Annotated in this window: 18 protein-coding genes and 4 pseudogenes; 4 read left to right on the top strand and 18 right to left on the bottom strand. The window is 58.3% G+C overall.

Annotated elements, in window-relative coordinates; translation table 11 throughout:
• Positions 1-13 precede the first annotated feature (13 nt).
• The 4 genes and pseudogenes from EFB14_RS23835 to EFB14_RS23820 form a co-directional block, all read right to left on the bottom strand.
• Positions 14-309 (bottom strand): annotated as a pseudogene (locus tag EFB14_RS23835) (NAD(P)-dependent oxidoreductase); the annotation flags it as partial.
• 173 nt (positions 310-482) lie between these two features.
• Positions 483-2,009 carry a SulP family inorganic anion transporter gene (locus tag EFB14_RS23830; protein WP_126829127.1) on the bottom strand — a complete coding sequence of 509 codons (1,527 nt, stop codon included), beginning with the start codon at positions 2,007-2,009 and terminating at the stop codon, positions 483-485.
• 4 nt (positions 2,010-2,013) lie between these two features.
• On the bottom strand, positions 2,014-2,703 hold the full coding sequence (locus EFB14_RS23825; protein WP_125846530.1) for a carbonic anhydrase: 690 nt from the start codon (positions 2,701-2,703) through the stop codon (positions 2,014-2,016).
• Positions 2,704-2,989: 286 nt separating this feature from the next.
• Positions 2,990-4,948 carry an ABC transporter ATP-binding protein/permease gene (locus EFB14_RS23820; protein WP_245438295.1) on the bottom strand — a complete coding sequence of 653 codons (1,959 nt, stop codon included), beginning with the start codon at positions 4,946-4,948 and terminating at the stop codon, positions 2,990-2,992.
• 253 nt (positions 4,949-5,201) lie between these two features.
• Between EFB14_RS23820 and EFB14_RS23815 the strand changes: the two genes are divergently transcribed.
• Together EFB14_RS23815 and EFB14_RS23810 are read left to right on the top strand one after the other, a co-directional pair.
• Complete coding sequence (locus EFB14_RS23815) at positions 5,202-5,684, top strand: DUF2127 domain-containing protein (protein ID WP_125846531.1); 483 nt, start codon at positions 5,202-5,204, stop codon at positions 5,682-5,684.
• A 235-nt stretch (positions 5,685-5,919) separates the two neighbouring features.
• A pseudogene (locus EFB14_RS23810) lies at positions 5,920-6,153 on the top strand (VIT1/CCC1 transporter family protein); the annotation flags it as partial.
• Between the two features lie 74 nt (positions 6,154-6,227).
• On the opposite strand, the pseudogene EFB14_RS23805 reads toward EFB14_RS23810, so the two are convergent.
• The 13 genes and pseudogenes from EFB14_RS23805 to EFB14_RS23735 all read right to left on the bottom strand — a co-directional run.
• Positions 6,228-6,437, bottom strand: a pseudogene (locus EFB14_RS23805) (DUF302 domain-containing protein); the annotation flags it as partial.
• A gap of 159 nt (positions 6,438-6,596) precedes the next feature.
• Positions 6,597-6,896, bottom strand: coding sequence for a DUF982 domain-containing protein (locus EFB14_RS23800; protein WP_126829125.1), 300 nt, complete (start codon positions 6,894-6,896; stop codon positions 6,597-6,599).
• Between the two features lie 69 nt (positions 6,897-6,965).
• Positions 6,966-7,442 carry an Hsp20 family protein gene (locus EFB14_RS23795; RefSeq protein WP_126829124.1) on the bottom strand — a complete coding sequence of 159 codons (477 nt, stop codon included), beginning with the start codon at positions 7,440-7,442 and terminating at the stop codon, positions 6,966-6,968.
• An 883-nt stretch (positions 7,443-8,325) separates the two neighbouring features.
• Complete coding sequence (locus EFB14_RS23790) at positions 8,326-9,348, bottom strand: extracellular catalytic domain type 1 short-chain-length polyhydroxyalkanoate depolymerase (RefSeq protein WP_126829123.1); 1,023 nt, start codon at positions 9,346-9,348, stop codon at positions 8,326-8,328.
• Positions 9,345-9,800, bottom strand: a complete 456-nt coding sequence (locus EFB14_RS23785; RefSeq protein ID WP_126829122.1) for an NUDIX hydrolase — start codon at positions 9,798-9,800, stop codon at positions 9,345-9,347. Before EFB14_RS23785 ends, EFB14_RS23790 begins: the two co-directional genes overlap by 4 nt.
• Before the next feature lie 758 nt (positions 9,801-10,558).
• Entirely contained in the window at positions 10,559-11,446 is an 888-nt protein-coding gene (locus tag EFB14_RS23775) for a phosphotransferase enzyme family protein (RefSeq protein ID WP_164737574.1), read from the bottom strand.
• A gap of 292 nt (positions 11,447-11,738) precedes the next feature.
• Positions 11,739-11,975, bottom strand: a pseudogene (locus EFB14_RS23770) (methyl-accepting chemotaxis protein); the annotation flags it as partial.
• Positions 11,976-12,085: 110 nt separating this feature from the next.
• Entirely contained in the window at positions 12,086-12,937 is an 852-nt protein-coding gene (locus EFB14_RS23765; RefSeq protein WP_126829120.1) for a carbohydrate ABC transporter permease, read from the bottom strand.
• Positions 12,938-12,943: 6 nt separating this feature from the next.
• Positions 12,944-13,825, bottom strand: coding sequence for a carbohydrate ABC transporter permease (locus EFB14_RS23760; protein ID WP_164737573.1), 882 nt, complete (start codon positions 13,823-13,825; stop codon positions 12,944-12,946).
• A gap of 161 nt (positions 13,826-13,986) precedes the next feature.
• Positions 13,987-15,240, bottom strand: a complete 1,254-nt coding sequence (locus EFB14_RS23755; RefSeq protein ID WP_126829118.1) for an ABC transporter substrate-binding protein — start codon at positions 15,238-15,240, stop codon at positions 13,987-13,989.
• Positions 15,241-15,744: 504 nt separating this feature from the next.
• Positions 15,745-16,890 (bottom strand): ABC transporter ATP-binding protein, encoded by a 1,146-nt coding sequence (locus EFB14_RS23745; RefSeq protein ID WP_126829116.1) that lies wholly within the window; start codon positions 16,888-16,890, stop codon positions 15,745-15,747.
• A gap of 103 nt (positions 16,891-16,993) precedes the next feature.
• Positions 16,994-17,932, bottom strand: a complete 939-nt coding sequence (locus tag EFB14_RS23740; RefSeq protein WP_126829115.1) for a PfkB family carbohydrate kinase — start codon at positions 17,930-17,932, stop codon at positions 16,994-16,996.
• Positions 17,933-17,935: 3 nt separating this feature from the next.
• Positions 17,936-18,736, bottom strand: coding sequence for a beta/alpha barrel domain-containing protein (locus tag EFB14_RS23735; RefSeq protein WP_126829114.1), 801 nt, complete (start codon positions 18,734-18,736; stop codon positions 17,936-17,938).
• 226 nt (positions 18,737-18,962) lie between these two features.
• Between EFB14_RS23735 and EFB14_RS23730 the strand changes: the two genes are divergently transcribed.
• Positions 18,963-19,724, top strand: a complete 762-nt coding sequence (locus EFB14_RS23730) for a DeoR/GlpR family DNA-binding transcription regulator (RefSeq protein ID WP_040116482.1) — start codon at positions 18,963-18,965, stop codon at positions 19,722-19,724.
• Between the two features lie 162 nt (positions 19,725-19,886).
• Entirely contained in the window at positions 19,887-20,921 is a 1,035-nt protein-coding gene (locus tag EFB14_RS23725; protein WP_126829113.1) for a LacI family DNA-binding transcriptional regulator, read from the top strand.
• Here EFB14_RS23725 and EFB14_RS23720 read toward each other — a convergent pair.
• Complete coding sequence (locus EFB14_RS23720) at positions 20,909-21,862, bottom strand: alpha/beta hydrolase (RefSeq protein ID WP_126829112.1); 954 nt, start codon at positions 21,860-21,862, stop codon at positions 20,909-20,911. The two genes, EFB14_RS23725 and EFB14_RS23720, sit on opposite strands and share 13 nt — an antisense overlap.
• Positions 21,863-21,871 lie beyond the last annotated feature (9 nt).

Raw genomic sequence — 21,871 nt, 5'->3', positions numbered from 1 at the left:
CCCCAGTGTTCCCTCACCAAGTAATCAACGGCGACTTGCGCAGCCACGCATCGCTGTTGAGGTGATCGAGAATGAACGTTGCCACGTCTACCCGCGATATCGAGCCACCGTGAAAGTTGCTCAGATCCGTCAGAGATCTGATCGTTTTACCCCAGGCTTGTTGTTAAGAACCGACGGACGGACGATGGTCCAGTCGACATCGCTACCCTTGATGATTGCCTCCTGCCGGTTCTTGTCGGCATAGACATCGCGCAGGATCAGCGGGAAGATCACATTGTCGAACAGGAAGCCGCCGTGTCCTGCGTCTTCTTTCGACCGCTGCCAGCAGAGACGGAATGCCAACAAAACCTGATTGTAATGTGGCATCTCGTATGGCCGCAGCAATGGCAGCGAGGGAATGTTTCCGCTTCGCCTCTTGCCGTGTTTGCCCCGCAAGCGGGGCAAGCACATTGTCGCTTGGTAGCTGGTTCGTTCACCGCCGATCAGGCAACTTCCTCTGACAGCCGTTCAAAGATCGGTTTCAGCCGCCGATGGCGTCCGACCGGCGGATGCTCGATTTCGACGAGGCGCCCTGATTTCTTCTGGCGCTTCAACCAGTCGCGCAGGGTCTCGGCGCTGGTATGATCAAGATAATGCAGGCGGGTACCCGCGATCGTGATCTTACGACCCTCGGGAAGCGTTTCCAGCATGTTGAGCAGGACAGGAACGTCCTTGCAAGTCGCCACGCCGACGAGGTCGAGGTGGATGGATTCCTCATCCTCCAACCTGTCGATGGCAAGTTTGCGACGTAGGTGCGGAAGGATTTCCAGTATGGACAACGCAAGGCCGAGCGCCACGCCGACGAGCAGGTCCTGAAGCACCACCATCGCCACCGTCGCGGTCCAGATTCCCACGGGAACCCAGCCGTGATGATCGAAGAGGTGCCGGACGTGATGGAGACTGATCAGCCGCCATCCTGTCACAAGCAGCACCGCGGCAAGTGCGGTCAGCGGTACCATCGCGAGCAGCTGCGGCAGTAATGCCACGAGCCCAAGGATCCAAACGCCGTGCAGCACGGCCGAGGCCCGCGTCCGTGCGCCGGCCTGAATGTTGGCGGACGATCTGACGATGACACCGGTAATCGGCAGGGCACCAAGGAGACCGCAAAGTCCGTTGCCGATGCCCTGGGCGAACAACTCCTTGTTGAAGCGGGTCCGCACGCCATCGTGCATGCGATCAACGGCGGCGGATGACAGCAGCGTTTCCGCGCTGGCGATCACCGCGATGACAAGCGTCGTCACGATGATACCGGGCTCTATCATCCTGGCGAAGCCATCGAGCGTCGGCAGGGTAATGCTTTCGACGAGAGAGGACGGCACCTCCACTCTTGCGATCGGCAGCTGCATCCCGACGGTCAATATCGTACCGGCCGCGACCCCCACCAGGGCACCAGGCACCAGCATCAGGGACTTCGGCCTGAACTTTTCCCAGGCGATCATGGCAAGCAAGGAAATCAACCCCACGAGGAGGGCGACCGCTTCGCGCGTCAGCCCTGCGCCCCATACGCGAGCGAAGGTCTGCTCCATGGCAGTGACGTTCTCAATGCCTCCGGCAGCAGGTCTTGCCCCCATCAGCACATGGATCTGGCCAAGGATGATGAGGATCCCGATCCCGGCGAGCATGCCGTGAACGACTGCAGGCGAAATTGCCCGAAACCACGAGCCGATCCGCAGGAATCCCGCAAGGACCTGCAGCAATCCCGCCACGATGAGAACCGGCCCGAGCATGGCAGCGCCATATTGCTCGACGAAGCCGAAGACGATCACGGCTAAACCCGCCGCCGGCCCCGACACCTGAAGTGGGGATCCGGCCAAAAGGCCGACAACGAGGCCGCCGACAATGCCGGATATGAGGCCCATGGCCACAGGAACTCCTGACGCCACCGCAATCCCGAGGCAAAGCGGTATGGCAACGAGGAACACGACGAGCGACGACGCGAGGTCGCGCGAAAGAACAGAGCTGGAAATCATCGGCCTACTCCGCGGCTTGCGGAATCACATGCGGACGACCACGACCCTTAACCGCGACAGGCAAGGGCCCGTCCTCAAGGATCTCCGTGAAGCGAGCAGCTGCACCGTCATAGACGAGCACCTCCCCCGTCTCGATATCGAAGAACCAGCCGTGCAGGGTAATGTCGTTGGTCGCCAGCTTGGCGGCGACGGAAGGATGCGTGCGCAAGTGATCGAGCTGGACGACGACGTTTTCCATCGCGATGGCGCGAACCCTTTGACGCTCGGACAGGTCGACGGGATAGGCTTCGCAAACAATCGAATGGGCAGCATGACTATGCTTCAGCCAGGCAGCGACATTCGGCATCGGCTTCAGAAGATCGGGATGGCAAAGCCCTTTCATCGCACCGCAATCGGAATGCCCGCACACGATGATATCACGAACGCCGAGTGCTACGACCGCATATTCTATCGCCGATGATACACCGCCATTTGCTGTGGAAAAGGGAGGAACGATATTTCCGGCATTCCGGCAGACGAAGAGTTCGCCGGGGCCGGACTGCGTGATCGTTTCGGGCATCACCCTGCTGTCGGCGCAGGAAATCATCAGCGCTTGCGGCTGTTGTCCCTCCTCCGCCAGCTTGCGATAAAGCGCCTGATGGTCTGGAAAGACGGCACCGCGAAAGCTGGAGATCCCTTTAAGCAAATCACCCATTGTCGAGTCCTTGTGATGGGCCGGACGGCAGGCAGGGGGCGTACCCATGCCCGGCGGGTTGGAATGCGCGATCATTTCGCAAGTGCGAGATAGGTGAAGATGCCGGGAAAAAAATAGCCGATACGGAATGAGTGTAATCTAATTTATAAAAATCTTGTGAGTGGATTGTGAAATGATTTTAGTCGACGCCCGCTTAGCGCGATGGACGTGGAAATCTCAAATTCGTTTCGGTGAAAGTGTCTCTCTGTGAGATCCAATGCGGTGGGGTCCCCGATGAAGAGTCGAGCTATTCCTGGCCGCTGGACCACTGCCACACGTCTTCGCGCTGTTCTGCCTGGGCCGCCGGTTTTACCCGCGCCGGACCCACGGGGCCGCCTTTCGTTTCTTCCAATGGCTCCTTTCTGGTGGTACCGTTTGCGATGATCAACACGCTGTCGTAGAAGCCCTTCCCGATGGAGGATCTAGGAGGTATGGCATCGTGCATGATGCTGATCACCGTCGTGCTCGGACAGGCATCCTTGATCGCTTGGTGGAAGGCAACCGTGGCGTCGGGGTCGAGGGCGCTCGTCGACTCATCCAGAAACAGCAACCCCGGCTGGAGCAGGAGTATCCGCGCGAGTATGATTTTCTGCTTCTGCCCCCCGGACAGAAGCTGGTCCCAGCTATGCCCCTTGCGCCCGTCCTCGGCGAGGTCGCCAGCAAACTCGGCAAGGCCGGCCTTGGTCAATGCGACGGCGACGTCGACATCCGAATGGGCTTCAACGAGATCCGGCATGCAAATCAATTCTTTGAGGGATATCGGGGGGAGGTTGACATCCTGAGCGGCGTACAAGCTTCGCACACTCTCAGGCAGAATTGCCGCGCCGCGACCATGCGGCCAGAGACGATTTATGGCCTTGAACAGCGATGACTTGCCGCTGCCCGACTCTCCGACGAGCAAAGTCCATTCACCCGGCATGAAATGGTGCTCACCGGTCCTGATAAAAGGCACATCATCGCCCTCATGCATCAGTTCCAGACCATCGAGGGTCAGGCCAAGTTTTGAGTCCTGCGTGCTATAGCGCAGTTCGGAAACGCCGGTTCGCGCATAGAACTTGCGCGGCCGCTGCACATCCTCGATCGCCCTCGCAAGTTCGGTTAGGCGACCTAGATTCGCCTTGAGCGTCGATATGTCCGGCATAACGTGGATGAACCAGGAACAAGCGATTATCAGCGCATTCGCCAGTTCGGCTCCCGTAACGTAGGTTTGCAGGCTGATCTTATTGTCGACATAGGGCAACAGACCCGGCGCGTAGGCGACAATCCGAGAGCCCAGGAAATTGTAGAAGAGCTCGAATGCCATATATCCGGAAACTAGCTTGTTCAGCCGAGCCCAGGTGCGATCGATGTCGAGATAGCGACGTTTGTGAATACCTTTCTGCGCAATCTCGCCCGAGGCGGCGGCGATATAGAAGCTGTTGTGGAGAAGGGTGTTCAGTTCCCCGCGGTAACTGCCCTCGGCCCTTTGCATTGTATTGTCCAGGACTTGTAACACCGCCCCCAGCTTCGTGGCGACGAAGGTTGCAATCGGGACGTAGGCAACGACGGCAACAAGCGTCAGGAAGGCGCTACCATATTCGCCGAAGAACGGCAGCCCGTTAATCGGGGCAGATGTTTCGATGATCTTTCTGCCAACAAAGGCAAGCGACAGCAGCACCCCGGTAATACCCATAGCGACTCCGATGGCACCGCCGGCCATGCCCTTGACCGATTCCTGGACACGCTGATCAATATTGTCGGGGACCGAAATCTTGGGCGGTATGGCATGGGTTGCGCCATGTTGGAGGTGATAGTGCGTATGGTTGCTGTCGAGCAGTGCATCGTTGAACCGCTGGTCAAGCCAAGAGCGCCATTTGCGGTGCAACGTGGTTGAGAAATAATGACGGACGGAGATGAAGCCTACATCCCGAAGGAGCACGATCGCGGCAAGTATTGCGGCACTCCCAAGGATTGTTCTTAGAGTCGCAGGATGTTCAGGACGGTGAAGAAGGGCGATCGCGCTGACAAGCTGGCCCGATACTTCTGCAAACCAGACACTGGCCATGGCCGACAAGGCTGTAAGTATAATGATCACCGATGTCAGCCCCCATGCCTCCAGCCATTTCTTCGACAGCCAGTAAGCAGCCATGAGGCCAGAGAAGCTAAGCATCGAGGAAACCGGAGTTGCCGGTTGTTGCTCTACGGAACGACGGCTCAGCCAGCGCAACGCAACCTCCCGCTGTTAATGAGCTGGTGTCTGCACACACAATGCTTGCGGCAGGATGAGGGCTCACAAGCGGAAAATTCTATACAAGGCAGGTCGGGTGACGCCAAGAGAGAATTCGCTGCTGCTATGGTCTCGGGTTCGTCCTTGCTGACGGTTAAGAACATGGCGTAATGGTGGCTCCTCGCCTTCATTGATGCGGTCGCGTGAGGGCTGCATCCATTGTCTGGTCGCATTGTTGGTCGCGAGGTGCATTGTGAAGCCTGTTGATGAGCGCCGTATCCATCAGATTTTCGAGATTGGTGTCTGGCTGAAGGGCGCGCATGCCCTGATCGAATGCATAGGCGGCCTGCTGCTTTATGCGGTCAGCACCGACACAATCGCCGCTTGGGTCAATGCCGTCACACAGGATGAATTGATCGAAGACCCGAACGATTTTGTTGCCGGCCATCTGTCGCAGATGGCGAACCATTTTTCCGTCGCCAGCGAGCATTTTTACGCCTTCTACCTCCTCAGCCACGGCCTGATAAAGCTGCTCTTGGTCACCGGGCTTTTGAGAGGCAAGCTCTGGTCGTATCCGGCTTCGCTCGCCGCATTGGGCGCGTTCATGGTCTACCAACTGTATCGCTATTCCTACACCCATTCGTTCGGCCTGCTTGGCCTGACCGCCTTCGACGCGATTGTCATGGTACTGATCTGGCATGAGTGGAGGGTCGTGCGGCAACACAAGCCGGCATGATGGCAGAAGTTCTTCGTAACCTACCTGATAGCATCAGATCGACGGCACCCATTCGTATCATCGGACCGTCCTCCACGACCAGGACGACCGGGTTGCCATTCAATGAGGGTTGAGCCGTAGGGCGGCGAGGTAAATTGCGTAAGTAGCATTTGGTTCTTACACCGCTGAAGACAGGTCGTTTTCGAGGTTAGTGGCTTCCCGATGGCTGATCGTAACCACGGCACCCGGACCTGCCACCTTCGCGGTCGGAGCCGCAATGCCCCTGCTCATGGTCGTCTTTTCGCCCGCTTCAATGCTGGTCTACGCTGTGGCGGTCGCATCGTTGTTGTTTCTCGCCCTGCTCGGAGCAATTGGCGCGAAGGCGGGCGGTGCGCACGTTCTCAAAGCCACCGCGCGCGTCACCTTCTGGGGCGCATTTGCGATGGCGCTGACCGCAGGTATTAGGGCGCTGGTCGGGACTGCAATTTAATGCGGTGTCGGTCCGCCCAGACCGATCAGCTCGGCGGGGCCTCCTTGTCACGGCAATTCGGATTCTGGCCGCTCTCAAAACTCCGCGACGACATCCTCAAGCATCGACGGATTCTTGCCAACCAGACTCTTCAGCATGTCGTTGTCGATTGCCTGCATCGATGCGTTTGGATCGATCGCGCTCACCATGATGTCGCCCCCATTGATGGCCCGTACGATCACGTTGCACGGCAACATGGCCCCGACCTTCGGTTCTAGCTTCATAGCTTCGTATGCCATCTGCGGCCCCAGGCCGCGAGGATCGTTCGCTTGCCGTCGACAGAAAGTGCGGGCGCCCTTCCACATCGATTGGCCGTCGAAACAGCATTCCTGGCGGCGCTAGAATTGTTGCCCGATCGTCATGGCGGTGCTGCCAACCTGCTCAGATGTTGTCCATCATCGACCTCAGCGTACGTGCGGCTCCCTGTCGCGGCGCAGGCGAGACGCGACGATGGCGTTAGCTTCCGGGGCCAACAGATCGTGCTTCTCAGCAAAGGCGGCAAATAGGCCGCGGGCGATCTCCGCTTCGATTTCACCGCGCAGCGCGGCTCCACACGCTTTAAGCGCAACTGAGTGCGTGTTATCTCTGCGCGCCGCCGGCCACTCGACGAGATAGCGGTAGGCGTCCATCGCGCTGCGAACCTCCGCCGGAAAGCCGAGGCCGACCAGAATAGAAACAGGCTCTTTGAACATATCGGGTTTCATTACTCTCTCCTTCCTAACCCGGGATGTTGTCGGGCGCCGCAGCGACGCCCTTTCCTTGACGGGTTCTGCTTAAGCGACCCTCTGCGCTTCGATCTGCGCGGAAGGAGCCGATGGCCCAAGAGTCGGCGCAGTCTCGATGGCAATTTTCCGCGGCTTCATTTCCTCCGGTACTTCACGAACGAGATCCACGGACAGGAGACCGTTCTTTAGATCCGCTCCGTTCACCCTGACGTGGTCGGCGAGCTCGAACCGGTGTTCGAACGGCCGACCGGCGATGCCGCGATAAAGGTAGGCTTCGGCGGCCGCCTCCTGCTTCTTGCCGGTCACGGTCAGAAGGTTGGACTGGAATGTGATGTCGAGATCGTCCCCTGCGAAGCCTGCCACCGCGATCACAATCCGATAGCTGTCATCGCCGGTCTTGACAATGTCATAGGGCGGCCAGTCGCTGATCGAGCGGGCGCGCTGAGCATTTTCGAGAAGATTGAAGACCCGATCGAAACCGACGCTGGATCGGAACAGCGGTGCGTAGTCGTAGGATGTTGCCATAGCCATATCCTCCTTGAGCAACATGGATACAGAGCGCCTAAAGATGGCGCTTCCAGCAAGGCCAGCCCCATCTCAGCGGCTGGCGGCTATCGATTTGGTTTTTGAGGATTTCGGATTCAAGAGCTGCGGCTGAGAAAAATTAGCGCGTCGAGCGGACCTCTCGATCGAATTCAAATCTTGCTGCCACCGGACCAACTGCGAAAGTCAAAGCCGGCGATCAAACGAGGGCGAGGAACGGGCGCGACGCCTGATCCGCAAGGTGGGCGTCTGCGAAGCGGTAGAGCGTGCCGGACATCCTTGCCAAAACCCGCCGCATCCGAGACGGCCCTCGCGCTTTGGGCGCAGTGAATCAAAAAGGAGCCCCGCCGAAACGGGGCAATTTATGGAAAGGAGGGATCGCACAGGTAAGAAGGGTTGACGTACGGACCCGTCACAAGGGCGGCTGTGCGATCCTTGTCGACATAACGATAGATATTCGGAAAGGTTCCTGTGCGGTCCCGCACCAACCGCTGGATAGATTGCTGGTCACACCAATATTCGGTCAAAAAATCGCCCGCAATTTAAGGCACTCAGCGGGCTGGAGGAACAGGCACTCTTCGACAGCTACAAGGCTGGGCTGCTTGTCGACCCTCAAGCGTACCCGGGACCGCCATCACGAGCGTCAACGCCCGGAAGCCTTCACGAGAGGACATCCTATCTCGCAAAGGGACGGACCGTAAGCCTTTTCACACCCCAAACATTTCGCTGTGCCACTCGGCAGGCGCAGGGACGGTGACCCACTCTGGCCCCCTGGCTCCCCTCCTTCGCCTCAGTGTCCTTGTGTGAGATGCTCAGATCAATGCATGACCGCGGTCGCCCTTGGCCAAACCTGCTGTGTGCGAGGCTATGCTCGGTGTTTCGCTAGGCCCCACAACCACATCAGCTCTGCCGGGGCCGAGATTTCCGCCGAAAGCACGAAAGGGTCTTCGGATCTTCGCGTGGAAGTAGTGCGCTTCTTAATCGGCAGGCCGTGACCAATGTTGCGGACCAAATAGAGCGCGACCTTGAGCTCACCTGCCACCTTCCACGACTGCAACCTGCCCCAGGGCTTTTCTTCGAGCCGTCCGCGGCTCTCATCAATGCCACGGACTTCAAGCCACTGAGCAACACATGCGAGTGCGTTGGTGCGATTAACAATCCTGTCGTCCATTCCCTGCCAAACGGTTAGCGCGGGCCACGACGTGGCTTGTGGGGTGAGCTCGGTGACGGGTTTTCCCCACCCGCCGGGTGGCGGCGTCGCTCCCAACTTCATCGCGCGCATCGCGGACATTGCATCCCGAGCAGAACCGAATGGCATGCCCGCGATGATCGCGGCGCCGGCAAAAAGATGAGGATAGCTCGCGACCAGCGCCCCCGTCATCGCGCCACCGGCGGACAGTCCCGCGACAAAGATCCTCGATCGGTCTATGCGATGTCGCTCGCATGCGTGCTCGATCATCTGCTTGACTGAAAGCACCTCGCCGCGGTCTCGAGCGACGGCGCTCGGCCGGAACCAGTTGAAGCATCCCTGCGCATTGTTGGCTCTCCTCTGCTCAGGATAAAGGAGAACAAAACGTCGCTCTTTCGCGAGCACGGAAAAGCCGGTGGCGACATCCAGGCTGTCAGGAGATTGACGGCAGCCATGCAGCAACACGACAAGTGCGGGGTTCTTCGGCAGCCGCGTTGCCGGTACGAATGATTTCATGATCAGGCGGCCCGGATTGCTTCCGAACCCCGCCGTCTCGACCAAAACCGTCTTTGGAGGGGATGTTGGCCTTGCACGGATCGGCTTGCGTTGCGGCGCTTTGAAAGCCTTCTCAACAAGCCTGCTGATTTTTTTCTGGGCTTTGAAAGCCTTTGAGAGCGATTTACCGAAACTAAACTTCATACGTCCACGGTCTCAAGCCGCGACAAAAGTGTCCGGAGACCCGGCTGCGCGGCATCGCGGAGAGCATCCTTCAGCAGAAACCACTGCGTCTTGCGGATACCTTTCTCCGGAAACCTGCTTGCGACCTTCAACACCTTCAGGAGATGGACCGTGACATTATATTGGTTCGTGCTGGTATCCTTGCGATAGGTAAAATTGCCAAACGGCGTACTGCCGACAACGCCGAGGATGCCGGCCTCCTCGAACGCCTCCCTTAGGGCGGCCGCGCTACTCGGCTCGCTGCCCTCGATATGCCCTTTCGGGATACCCCATCGGCCGTTACGGCGGCTGCTCACGAGGAGGACCTCCAACCGTCCCTTCCGATCCCGCCGGCAACAGATGGCGCCTGACTGCGCGACGTCGAGACTGACGACATTGTGGGAAAATTCGTTCTGAGCAGCCTCGTGAAGCATGGGCGTCCTCCCATTTCGAGCCTTGCAAAGTAGAATGGCGACACCGGCAATCCAGCCGATCGCTCTGGGTCGACACGCATGATCTGAGAGCCGCGTTGATATCGTCCAATTCAAACCTGGAGTACATCCTCGCAAATTCAACTCAAGCCCAGTAAAGCCCGGGGGCGCTTCTATGTTCCGACCTACACGTCATTTGCCGGCCGTTCGCGCTCCATTAGGCGAGGACAAGGACGAACGCGGCCGCAAACGCGAGGATTGCATGAAAGCGCCTTCTGCCAAAGAGAGCACGATGGCCCAGGCACTAAAGGGCCCGAACACAACGGGGCTGGCTGGACTGCCGATCTCGGGCAACGGCAAGCGGTTCCAAAGCGCGAGCGACGACCAGGCCGATGCAACGGTGATAAGCAACGCGAGCTCTACAGTCATCGCACCCTGCCAGTTTCCCAACTCGAAGCTCAGAACATATCCGAAGCGACGGGGCTCCGGATCCTCCATTTTGGTAAGGCTTGAATTCCGCTGGCGTGACCGACGCTCTCGGCCAAACCAGACGGTTCATGTCCTGTCGACGGCAAGCACTTCGAAAAGTAGGCATAGAGATCGGCGTAGAGTGGATCCTATGGGGCATCCCGCTGTATTAAGTGCGGATCGCGGCTCCGGCGGGGTCGGCTGCGGAGCATTGACGCTGTCGGGGACGGATCCGGCCGGATCGGGTATCCGAACATGCAGTCTCCCGAATATCTACGTTCGCAATCCTGCGCTCAACGCCAGCTAAATCGTGAAATCTCGTTGCCCAGAACAAAATCAATTGTTTCCCGGGCAAGCCGCGCCGTGGCAAGCCCTACTTCTCGAGACATCGTGACGTTCTCACATAGAAACTCGATGTTATTGATTTCCTTCTGCAGCAGGCTCCTTTTCAACTCGTCCTGTCTGAATCCCCTGTCGCTCTCCCCGCGATAGCCCTCGACGAAGCTGTTGAAGATGAGCTCCTTCTCTTTGCTCTGTTCAGCACGAAGCGCCCAGATAAAGGTCGCAATGTCATAGGCCAATGCCCCAACTTTCGTGAACTCGAAGTCAAAAACAACTGCTGTGCCGTCGCGCATGATGGCGTTGCCAAGCCAAGCATCACCATGGCAGATACCAATGTTGACCTCAGGATCGACCCGGAGCCTATCGGCCTGTTCGGCCAACTCGCGAAAAATGGGACGGAGTGTGGGGTGAATCCGATCTTCCCCGGTCGCTGGTTTGGTTACAATGGGTAAATCTACGGACGCTCGATGTACTTGGGCGAGCGAGCGGCCGAAGGCCTTCGCGTCTGCTGGGACCGGCGCGAGTGGCGAACCGACGATCGTCCGAATTACCAATGCGTTGAACTCGATCTCGTTGACCGTGACTGGTCCAAGGATCTGCCGGCCGTCAACCTCGACGATTTCGCAGCACGGCACATCTAGCGAGATTAATTTCTTTAATGTGTTTGCTTCGCTCTCGAGATCGGACGGGCTATGTAGCGAAGCAGGTGAAAATCTAATAAAGACGTCGTCATTCGTGCTTCTCGCGCGGAGGTTCTTGTTTACTCCGTCTGTCACCATCTGCACGTCGCAAGGTTCCATCCTCAGCCAACTTCCGACATGAGCCTGAAAGTCTGTCATGTTAGAGATTTCACCAAGTAGATTTTGCTGCGCCATAAGACACTGATAAAACAGAAGAATATGGACTTTGTTTGTCCGAGGTTCCAATGCGGCCCTTCCGGATAGCGGCCTCAATAAATTGCCACATTAATCAAACGTGAGTTGGCGGCCCAAACGGCAAGATCAGCGACGGCGTCCGCTGCCCGAGAAATGTGTCGGTTCCTCAGCGGCAACCGGCTTCGCCGGCGTGGTGCAGTTTCGGGCCGCGTTTGGTTCTCCTGCCGGGTGACGTCAGGACAGACCCTGGCGTCAATCATGCAGCCATGGTGCGGACGTTACGTCTAGGCTCAGCGACATGACCGGCATCGCGGTCGAGCGTGAACTGATTGACCAGATCGCGCAGTCGGCTCGCCTCAGCCGACAATGTCGCTGCCGCTGCCGTGGATTGCTCGACCATCGCGGCATTCTGCTGAGTGGACTGGTCCATATGATTGACGGCTGTATTGATCTCGGCAAGTCCCGTGGACTGCTCGCGCGCAGATGTCGTTAACCGAAATTCCGGCAAGCGACCAGCGGATCACAAAGCAAAGGCCTGCTGTTCCGAGCGACGGCGACAACGGCAGTTCAAACGCGACTGTTTTATAAATCTATATGGCCTGCTCAGCTCTTCACCGATCCGGCTGCCATGCCCGCCAGGAAGTAGCGTTGAGCAATCAGATACAGGACCAAAAGTGGCAGCGATCCCAGCACGCTCATCGCCATCATCTCGTTCCACTCGAAGGCGTGTTGACCCATAAGCAATTCGATACCGATGGGAACCGTTCGCATGTCCATCGATTTCGTCAAAGTCAAAGCAAAGAGGAATTCGTTCCATGCCAGCAGGAACGTATAGACCGCGGTCGCGACAATGCCGGGCACCGACAGCGGGATGATCACGCGCCACAGCGCCGTCCAGCTTGACCCGCCGTCGACAAGCACCGCCTCATCGAGTTCCTTCGGCAGGGTATTGAGGTAGCCGGTCATCAGAAGGATCGCATAAGGCAGGGTAAAGACCATATAGGTCAAAATCAACGCGAAATAGGTGTTGAAGATGCCGAAGGCGACGACCATCCCGAAATAGGGGATCAACAGCGTGATCGGCGGAACGGTCTGCGTGCTGATGATGAAGACGTTCAGCGTTTTCTTGAGCCGGAAGGAATAGCGGCTGAAGGCATAGGCCGTCAGGATTGCGATCAGTACCGTCAGAACCGTTACCACTCCCGCGACGAGATAGCTGTTAAGGAAGAAGCGAACCTTCGCCTGGTCGTTGAAGATGGAGAGATAGGCGACGTTGGTGAAGTGGTCGGGCAGCAGCCGCGGCGGCAGGGCAAAGATCTCGGTGTTCGACTTCAAGGACGTGAAGAACATCCACAGGATCGGAAAGCCCGCAAACACCAGACCGACCGCGAGCCCGAGATATGTCAGCAGGGTCGGTAAGATGGTGCGACTGAGAGAGCGCCTTGCCTTTGCCATTGCCGGTCACCTTGCCTTCTGATGTTTGATGTAGAAGTATGTGGCGCCCATCGAAATGATCAGAATGAAGATTGCGCTCGCCGAAGCGCGGGAGAATTCGTAGCTCGAAAAAGCAAGCTTGTAAGTGTAGGTGCTGAGCACCTCGGTCGCGTAGATCGGACCGCCTCCCGTCGTCATCCACACGAGGGGGAAGACCTGCATCGTCCAGATGAAATCCAGCAAGGCAATGCTGATGATGATCGGCATCAATTGTGGGATCGTGATGTAGCGGAATTTCTGGAACTCGTTAGCGCCGTCAATGCCCGCGGCCTCATAGAGATCCTTGGGGATGCCCTGAAGACCGGCGAGAAGGCTGACCATGTAGAGTGGGTATCCCGCCCAGATGTTGGCAAAGGTCAGAGCGTGCAGCGCGGTTTTCGTCGAAGAGAACCACTCGACCTTGAAGTCGATGATATGCAGCGACATCAGAATGCTGTTGACGACGCCGTTGGGATCGAGCAGCAGCCGCCAGATGATGGCGATGATCACTGCTGTGAAGAGCCACGGCAAAATGTAGAGAACCCGCAGGATGCTTCTGATCAACGGATCGACACGCTGGCTGTTGAGCAAAAGGGCGAAGGCCAGGCCGATCAGAAGATGGAAGATGACGCTCATCACCGTGAAGTAGAGTGTCTGCCCGACCGATTGCCAGAAAACCGGATCGTTGAAGATCGTCACGTAATTCTGCAATCCGATGAAGGACGCGTCCTTCTTCGTGATCGCACCGTCCATCAGCGAATAGCGCAGGACGGTCAGCATCGGAAACAGCATCAGGAGGCAGAACAGAAATGTGGCCGGCGCAACATAGAGATACGGCACCAGCCTCTTTCTTATTTTGTAAGAAAGCATGCCAGGCTTGCGCCTTTTTGCTTGCGTCCGGATCAGAGTTTCTGTGGCGAGGCTCATGAGATGTGATTTTCCGCCTGGTGTTCAGACCTATCAATTCATCCTGATGTAGAGGCAGCGCGATAAATTCCACCGCGCTGCCAACGATTGGTCGACGCGGTGGATTACTTGTTGAACTCGACCAACCATTGCTTTTGGGTATTGGCAGCCGCATCCTTTGCGCTTTGCTGACCGTCGAACATCTTTTGAACTTCGACGTTCATCTGGCGCATGAGATCTTCGGCCACCGGCAATCCGACGAATTCGTTGGCCAGCTTCCCGCTCTGGAAGATCTTGAAGGCTTCTTCAAACAACGGGTCCGACTTGGAGAAATCGGGCTTGGCCTTGACATTGCCCGGGAAGGCATTGGCGATCGACACGAGGCGGCTGTTTACTTCTGGACTCATCAGATATTCGACGAGCTTCCAGGCTTCGGCCTTGTGCTCGCTCTTGTCGCTGATGCCGATACCCCAGGAAGCATAGGGCAGCCCGCGCTTGCCGGTGTAGCCGTCGACGGCCGGAAGGGCGGAGATGCCGAACTTCAGATTGGGGTTGCGCTGGCGGATGAGATTGATGTGGGCGAGCGAGTCGATCATCATGCCGACACGCCCGTTGACGAATTCTTCGACCTTGTCCTGTTCCTTCTTGGCAAAAATGCCGGGCGAGATGACGCCGGCGTCCTGCAGCGACTTGATGTATTCAAGCGTGCCGACGACGGAGGCGTTTTCCAGATCGGGCTTGCCATCCTTCAGCATGGAGGCTCCCGATGCCCAGACCCAGGACATCACGTCATTCTGGATGCCGCCCGGATTTTGCAGCGAAAGCGGCAGCACCCAACCATATTGGTTCTTCTCCGCATTGGTCATCTTCTTCGCGGCTTCGGCGAATTCCGTGCGGTTCGTCGGCATCTTGTCGACGCCGGCGGCTTTTGCCAGATCGAGGTTGACGAAAACAGGATAGACGAACGAGGCAAGCGGGAACATCACGCTTTGCCCGTTGACCTTGATGATGTCGGCAATCTGGCTCTTATCATATTTGGCGTCAGCCATCAGGCTGTCCATCGAGGCGATGGCGCCCTGCTTTGCCAGGCCGTTGACCCATGCTCCGTCGAGGCCGACGACATCGCTGAGTGTCCCCGACGCGGCGCCGACGACGATCTGATCATGGGTGGCGGAATAGGGACCGCTGACGAGCGTAACTTTGATGTCGGGATTTTTAGCTTCAAAGTCGTCCATGATGCTTCGCAGAGCACCGGCCGGCATTTCCGGCTCCCACCATTGGATGAATTCGAGATTGGTCTGAGCAAAGGCGCAGGTGGCGCACAATGCCCAGGCGGCCACAGCCGATTGAGCCGCCACGATATATCTTCTGACGTTCATGTTTCCCTCCCTAGGAACGATATTTTGCTCGATCCTCCCGATCGAGACCAAAGTAGGTTCCTTAAGGGGTCTGGCTGTCAACGAAGAACTGCAGTTGGGAAAAGGAAGGAGGCCGAAAGAGTGGAAAAAATGAGATTAAGATATTGATTTTAATATGTTTTACCCCAGGATTTCGAGGTGCTTTTTTCTTTTCGTGACGTTGCTCGTGTCGCATTTTTTCTTTACTTTCGTAAACAAATGAAAGTCGCGCCGCCCAAAGGAAAACAAATGAAAGGCTCTCGGTTTTGGAGAAGCGGGGGATCGGCAGGATGGTGCACATCGTCGATGCCGCGCCTTAACGTTGTCCTGTTGCGTGCGCGAGTACCGGGAGAACCTGGCTATGGCTGCAAGGTCACAGGGTTATGAGAGGGGTAAGATCTTGCGTTCTCGATGCGCAGCGCACCATGCAAGCATGCGCTCTTGCGACCGCCCGCCAGCCGGCTCCTCGCGACATCGCGAATTGTGCTAGAGTGCCAAATGCGTCTGGGGATCGAAGAAGTGCAGCTTGGACGCATCGATTGCCAGGTGGATCATTGCCCCCGGCTGGACCGCGCTGACGGCTTCGAACTTCGCCACCGCGTTTGCCGCACCGCTCAAGTCCTCGACGGCATCGGGGTCGCCGGAATCGATGCGCACCGCTTCGATCTTCAGATGAACAATCAGCTCGGAACCCAATTCCTCGATCGTTTTTACAAGAGCCGGGATCGTTGCGTAGCGTGATCCCGATTCCAGGCTGCTGTCGTAAAGGTCTTCCGGGCGAATGCCGAAAATAACAGTCTTGCCTTCGAACGCCGCCAGACCGGGAGAGTGCTCGAAGGTAGTCGTCGACAGAGGTATGGAAAAGGCCGGCAGTTCGATCCTGCCGTTCTGCAAACGGCCTTCGAACAGGTTCATCGACGGCGAGCCGATGAAACCGGCGACGAAGGCATTGACCGGCCGGCTATACAATGTCTTTGGCGTGTCGACCTGCTGAAGGACGCCGCCTTTCAAGACCGCAACCCGGTCGCCCATGGTCAAGGCTTCGGTCTGATCGTGCGTCACATAGATCGTCGTCACGCCCAGCTGTCTTTGCAGGCTGACGATTTCGGCGCGCATCTGCACCCGCAGCTTGGCATCGAGGTTCGACAGGGGCTCGTCCATGAGAAAGGCCGCCGGTTCCCGCACCATTGCGCGTCCCATGGCGACCCGCTGGCGTTGACCGCCGGAGAGCGCTGCCGGTTTGCTGTCGAGCAGCGTATGCAACTGAAGGGTCTTCGCTATTTCATGGACCCGCTTCGTGCGCTCTTCCTTGCTTTTCCCGGCAAGCTTCATCGAGAAGGCAATGTTTTCGAACACCGTCATATGCGGATAGAGGGCATAGTTCTGAAAGACCATCGCTATGTCCCGGTCCTTCGGCGCGAGATCCTCGACATTTTCTCCGCCGATGCTCAGCGTCCCGCTGCTGATCTCCTCAAGGCCCGCGATCATGCGTAACGCCGTCGATTTTCCGCATCCGGAAGGGCCGACGAGGATCAGGAACTCGCCATCATTGATCGTCAGGCTGAGATCCTTGATGGCGTGGAATTTGGTTCCGAAGGTCTTGCAAATCTTGTCCAGTACAACAACAGCCACGGCACTTCCTCCCTAGTATCATCGCCATCCAATCCTGAAGACAGCCCCTCCCCGGCGCCGCTCCGGATCGAACCGAAACCGTCAACTGCGCGACGTTGAACTCTCAGTCCGGCGGCGCAATCGGTCTGGGCACGGATGCATTTTCCCTCGCCAGCCACGAGAGGCAGGCGCTTTGATCCGGCAGAGCCATGCGGCCGCCCGGGCCGGTCACCGAGATCGCCGCCGCGGCAGTCGCGTAGACGGCGCAGGCGACAGGCGGCTTTCCCTGTGTCAGCGCAAAAGCATAGGCGCCGTGAAAACAGTCTCCGGCGCCTGTCGTGTCGACCGCTTTGACCTCGTAGGCCGGAACATGCCACAAAACGGCGTCTCCCGCCTGCCTGACATAAGATCCCCGCTCGCCATCGGTCAGAACGACTGCAGTGCGGTCGTCAGACCATAGCGTGCGCAAGATCGACGCGGGATCGGTTTCGCGAGCATAGGTCTGTGCAAATTTCAATGGCAAGACCAGATGGTTGGACAGGCTCATCAACCGGTCGGTCGCAGGCCCGATCGTCCATTCGATGTCTGCCACCACCGCCAGGCCCAGCTTGCGGGCGCGCGCGACGATCGTTTCGGCGTGCGTGGCATAGCCGTCGATCAACAGCACCTCGGCTTGCGCAAGGGTGCTGTCGGCCAATGCCTCGGAAGTCCCGTGCGGCACATCATCGTCGTAGGCGATAAACCGGTCGCCTTCAGGTCCGACGGTGATCACCGACCGTATAGGCCTGGCATCGGCGCGGCGCGGCGCAAAGGATATATCGACCCCGTGCCATTCAAGCTCGCGGGCGCCGATATCGGCGGGAGGCTGATCGCTCAGCCAGCCTATGAAACCGGCCCGCCCTCCGAGCTTTGCGACCGCAACAAGGGCCGTCGCGACATTGCCGCCGTGGTCCTGGGTGCGACTCGTCACCTTTCCCTTGCCGGCACTGAGCGGTCGATCGACATAGATGATATCGTCGATCGACAAGGCCCCGAAGCCCAGAACCTGGAGGTTATGTGTCACTCGTCAACCGCCCGCGGCAGCGAGCGCCTCTTGCGGCGCCATGCCGCTGTGAATGACCAGCTTGAAGGCACGCGCCGCCATCGTCGTGTCGCCGTGCCCCCAGAGGTTCCGCCCCACAACGGCGCCCTTTGCTCCCGCACGCAGGGCATCTGATGTCTGCGTCAGTGCACCGAGCAGATTTTCCGTTTTCGGACCGCCCGCGATAACGATGGGAACCGGGCAAGTCGCGACGGTTTCTTTGAACGAGTCAAAGTCCCCGGTGTATCCGACCTTGATCACGTCGACGCCGGTCTCGAATCCGATCCGCACGGCATAGGCGATTTCGTCGGGGGTGAAGACGATCTTGCCACCGTTCGAATAGTCGCGGGGATAGACATGGGCAACGACCGGCATTTCGAAACGGGCAGCGGCGTTGACGGTATCGGTGAGCCAGCGGATGTATTCGCCTTCCGTGTTGCCGCGCACTGGAATGGCGACGGCCAAGGCATCGGCGCCATAGCGCACGGCATCCTCGGGGGTGGCGATCAACTGACGGATACGGTCGTCCGGCGTAAAGCAGCCGGCTTGAATGACCAGCGCTGCCTTGCCGGCATAGGCAGGCCATAGGTGGCGCGCAGCCCCTGGCTGAATGCTGATATAATCAGGCTCTCCGGCCATCACCCGCTTCAGCGCGCCCGGCAGATCCGCCAAACCGCCTTCGCGGACGTTGCCATAGCCAACGAAGTGATCGACCGCGCCGCCGAACAAATGCCCCGACGGATGTGAAAACAGCCGTGACAGGCGAATTTTGGTTCCAAGGCCCATATCAATGCTGTCCCTTTACAAGTTTGATTTCGCATAGAGAACCTAACTCGAAAATAAACGAATGTTCAATATTTCGATTTCTTTCGTTTTGATTTAAGATGACGACTGCGCGGGCCTGACACATGCAAATGATGCATTTTCGCGCATTTCTTGATCATAATGGTTGCCATGCATTTTCGATTTTCGAAAGCTCGCACTGCAGCCGAAAGGCAATTCGAGGTCTCACATGCTTGCGGAACAACGGCGACACCAGATCATGCTGGAACTTCAGCGGACAGGTCAGGCGCGCACCAGCCAGCTGGCGGAAAACTTCGGCGTCTCCGAGGTGACCATCCGATCGGATCTGGAAATTCTGGATGCAAAGAAGCAGCTGATCAAAACGCATGGCGGCGCGATAGCATTGCCGGCGAGCTCCCCCGCTGCGGCCTTCGAAGAACGGATGAACCGCAATTTCGATGCCAAGCGCCGCATCGCGCAGATGGCGGCACGCCAGATCATCGACAACCAGTCCGTGGTCTTCGACAGCGGCTCGACGTTGCTGCAGGTCGCCATGCAAATGCCCCCCGTCAACAATGTCGTGGTGGCGACAACCGCCATGAATATCGCGCAGCATCTGATGTATCGGCCGGGGCTCGACGTGCATATGATCGGCGGCCGGGTCTTTCCGAGCACCGTCAGCACGATCGTGTCAGATTCCGACAAGGCCGTGGGCGGTCTTGTCGCCCACCAGGCGTTCCTCAGCGCCCATGCCATCGATCATTCATTCGATGTCGTCGACGTCTCGGAAGATATCGCGCGTACCAAACGCAATCTGGTTCGCATGGCAAGGCGCGTGATCCTCGTGGCGGATTCCAGCAAGTGGGATATCGGCGCCTCGTCCAAGGCATTTTCGCTGTCACGGGTCGATCTGATCATCACCGACACGGGCATGCCGCACGGGATTCGCAGCCGGTTGGACAAGCTCGGAGTCGAAGTGCGATATGTCTGAAGCCGGCGACGGTTTCGCGGCTGATTGTGCTCTCCGTAACTAAAAATTTTGCGCATGCGACATTGTCAGGCTACAAGCGTAGTACGACAGTCCTCACACTGACCGCCATTGCGACATCAGCAGACGCAGACTTGCCTTGGCGCAGTGCAACCAGAATTGCCAATGGACAAGATAACGATCAAAACCATGGACGATTTCGCCCGGTCCTGCGGCGTTTCCCGTCCAACGCTTTCGCGGTATTTCGATAGCCCGAACAGTGTCAAGCCGGCGACACGCAAACGCATCGAGGACGCACTGTCGGCATCGGACTACCGTCCCAATCTCTATGCCCGCAATCTCAATCGCAAGAGAACGCGCAACGTCGGCATTGTCGTGCCTGTCATCACCGATCCATTTTATGCCGAAATGGTCAACCGCTTGGAATTGCTCGTCCGCGGTGAAGGCTACTGGCCAATCGTCATCTCGTCCCACGGCTTGCCGGATCTCGAAGCCGAGGCCGTGAACACGCTTCTGTCCTTGAAAGCTGCCGGCGCAATCATTGCGCCTCTAGGCCTCACTTCCGAGCCCGGCATCTTCGAAAAACTCCGGGAGAGCATACCGATCGTCTATTTCGATACCTATATCGAGGGGGACACGCCCTTCATTGGCAACAACAACACCCAAAGCGTCGCGACAATCGTCGACTACCTCTGCCGCTCGGGCGAGCCGCCTGCTTTTTTCGACATTCCGCATGTCAATCACAATTCCGGGGAGCGGCTGGCAAGCTATATCGCCACGATGGAGTCGCTCGGATTTGAACCGGTCGTGTTTGGCAACGCTGAGGGTTACGGCTGGGATTTCGAACGTATGGGGCATGAGCAGATCGATGCGATGATCACGGCTCGTGCGCTTCCGGGCAGGACGATCCTCTGCGCGAACGATCGCCTCGCCTTCGGAGCAATGGCAGCCGCCCATTCGCGCGGCCTTCGCGTCGGCCGCAGGAGCGACAGCGATCTTCGCATCGCCGCCCATGACGACCACCCCCTCAGCCGCTATACCTGCCCGGCATTGACGACGATGGCGCAGGACTTCACGGCCATGGCGCGCAGCAGTGTCGACACGCTGCTTTCGATGCTGGATGAATCCCATGATTCCACGAAGGCCGTTGCGAGAAAAATCATCCTCGACGGGACATTGGTGATGCGTCAGTCGGCATGATCGACGAGGCTGCGCCATCCGGCGACCGCATCTTCCACCGCCCGCCGCGCCGCCGGAATGTGCCGCCCCATGGAAACGAAGCCGTGGATCTGATCCTGCCAACGCCTAAGGATTATAGGGACACCCGCCTCGGCAAGACGGTGGGCATAGGCCTCGCCTTCGTCTGCGAGGATATCTTGGCCGGCAATCGCCACGAAAGCCGGCGGCAAACCCGCAAGGGTCTCAACGATCAGGGGAGAGACGCGCCAATTCCCGATATCGGCCGCATCGCTGATATAATGATCTCGGAACCAGCGCATCGTCGAGGTCGTCAAACCGTATCCTTCCGAAAACCTGACATAGCTGTCGGCCGTCTGTCGGGCATCGGTGTTGGGATAAAGCAAAAGCTGAGCCGAGAGTTTCGGCGCGGCGCCATCTCGCGAGAGAAGTGACAGGACAGCGGCCAGATTGCCGCCGGCGCTATCGCCTGCGACCGCGATCCGATCTGGATCGATGCCGAGCGCACTTGCCTGCTCCACCATATAGACAAGCGCCGATAAGCAGTCTTCCAGGCCCGCCGGAAATTTGTGCTCGGGCGCCAGCCGATAGTCCGGGCAAAATACGATGCAGGTGCCGATATTCGCAAACCACCGGCAGATCTCGTCATGGGATTCAAGCGTGCCGACCACCCAGCCGCCGCCGTGAAGGTAGAGAAGTGCCGGCGCATCCGCGTCTGGCGCGCCCACGCCGCGATAGATCCTGAGCGGGATCGGGCCGCCCGTCCCGGCGATCCTTCTGTCCTCGATGGCCGCGACCGGCTCGCGATCGCCCTGCAATGTGGGGCAACCCGCGTCATAGGCAGCGCGCGCCTCGTTGACTGTCCCGCATTCGAAGGGCGGTTGGTTGGCGGCGCGGTCGAGCGCCAGGACATGCGCGGCGCCGGGATCCAATCGATCTTTCATCGCTTCACC

Source organism: Rhizobium fabae, assembly GCF_003985135.1.
Classification (GTDB): Bacteria; Pseudomonadota; Alphaproteobacteria; order Rhizobiales; family Rhizobiaceae; genus Rhizobium; species Rhizobium pisi.
The sequence above is the reverse complement of the archived record's forward strand: the minus strand, read 5'-3'. Positions and strand labels throughout refer to the sequence as shown.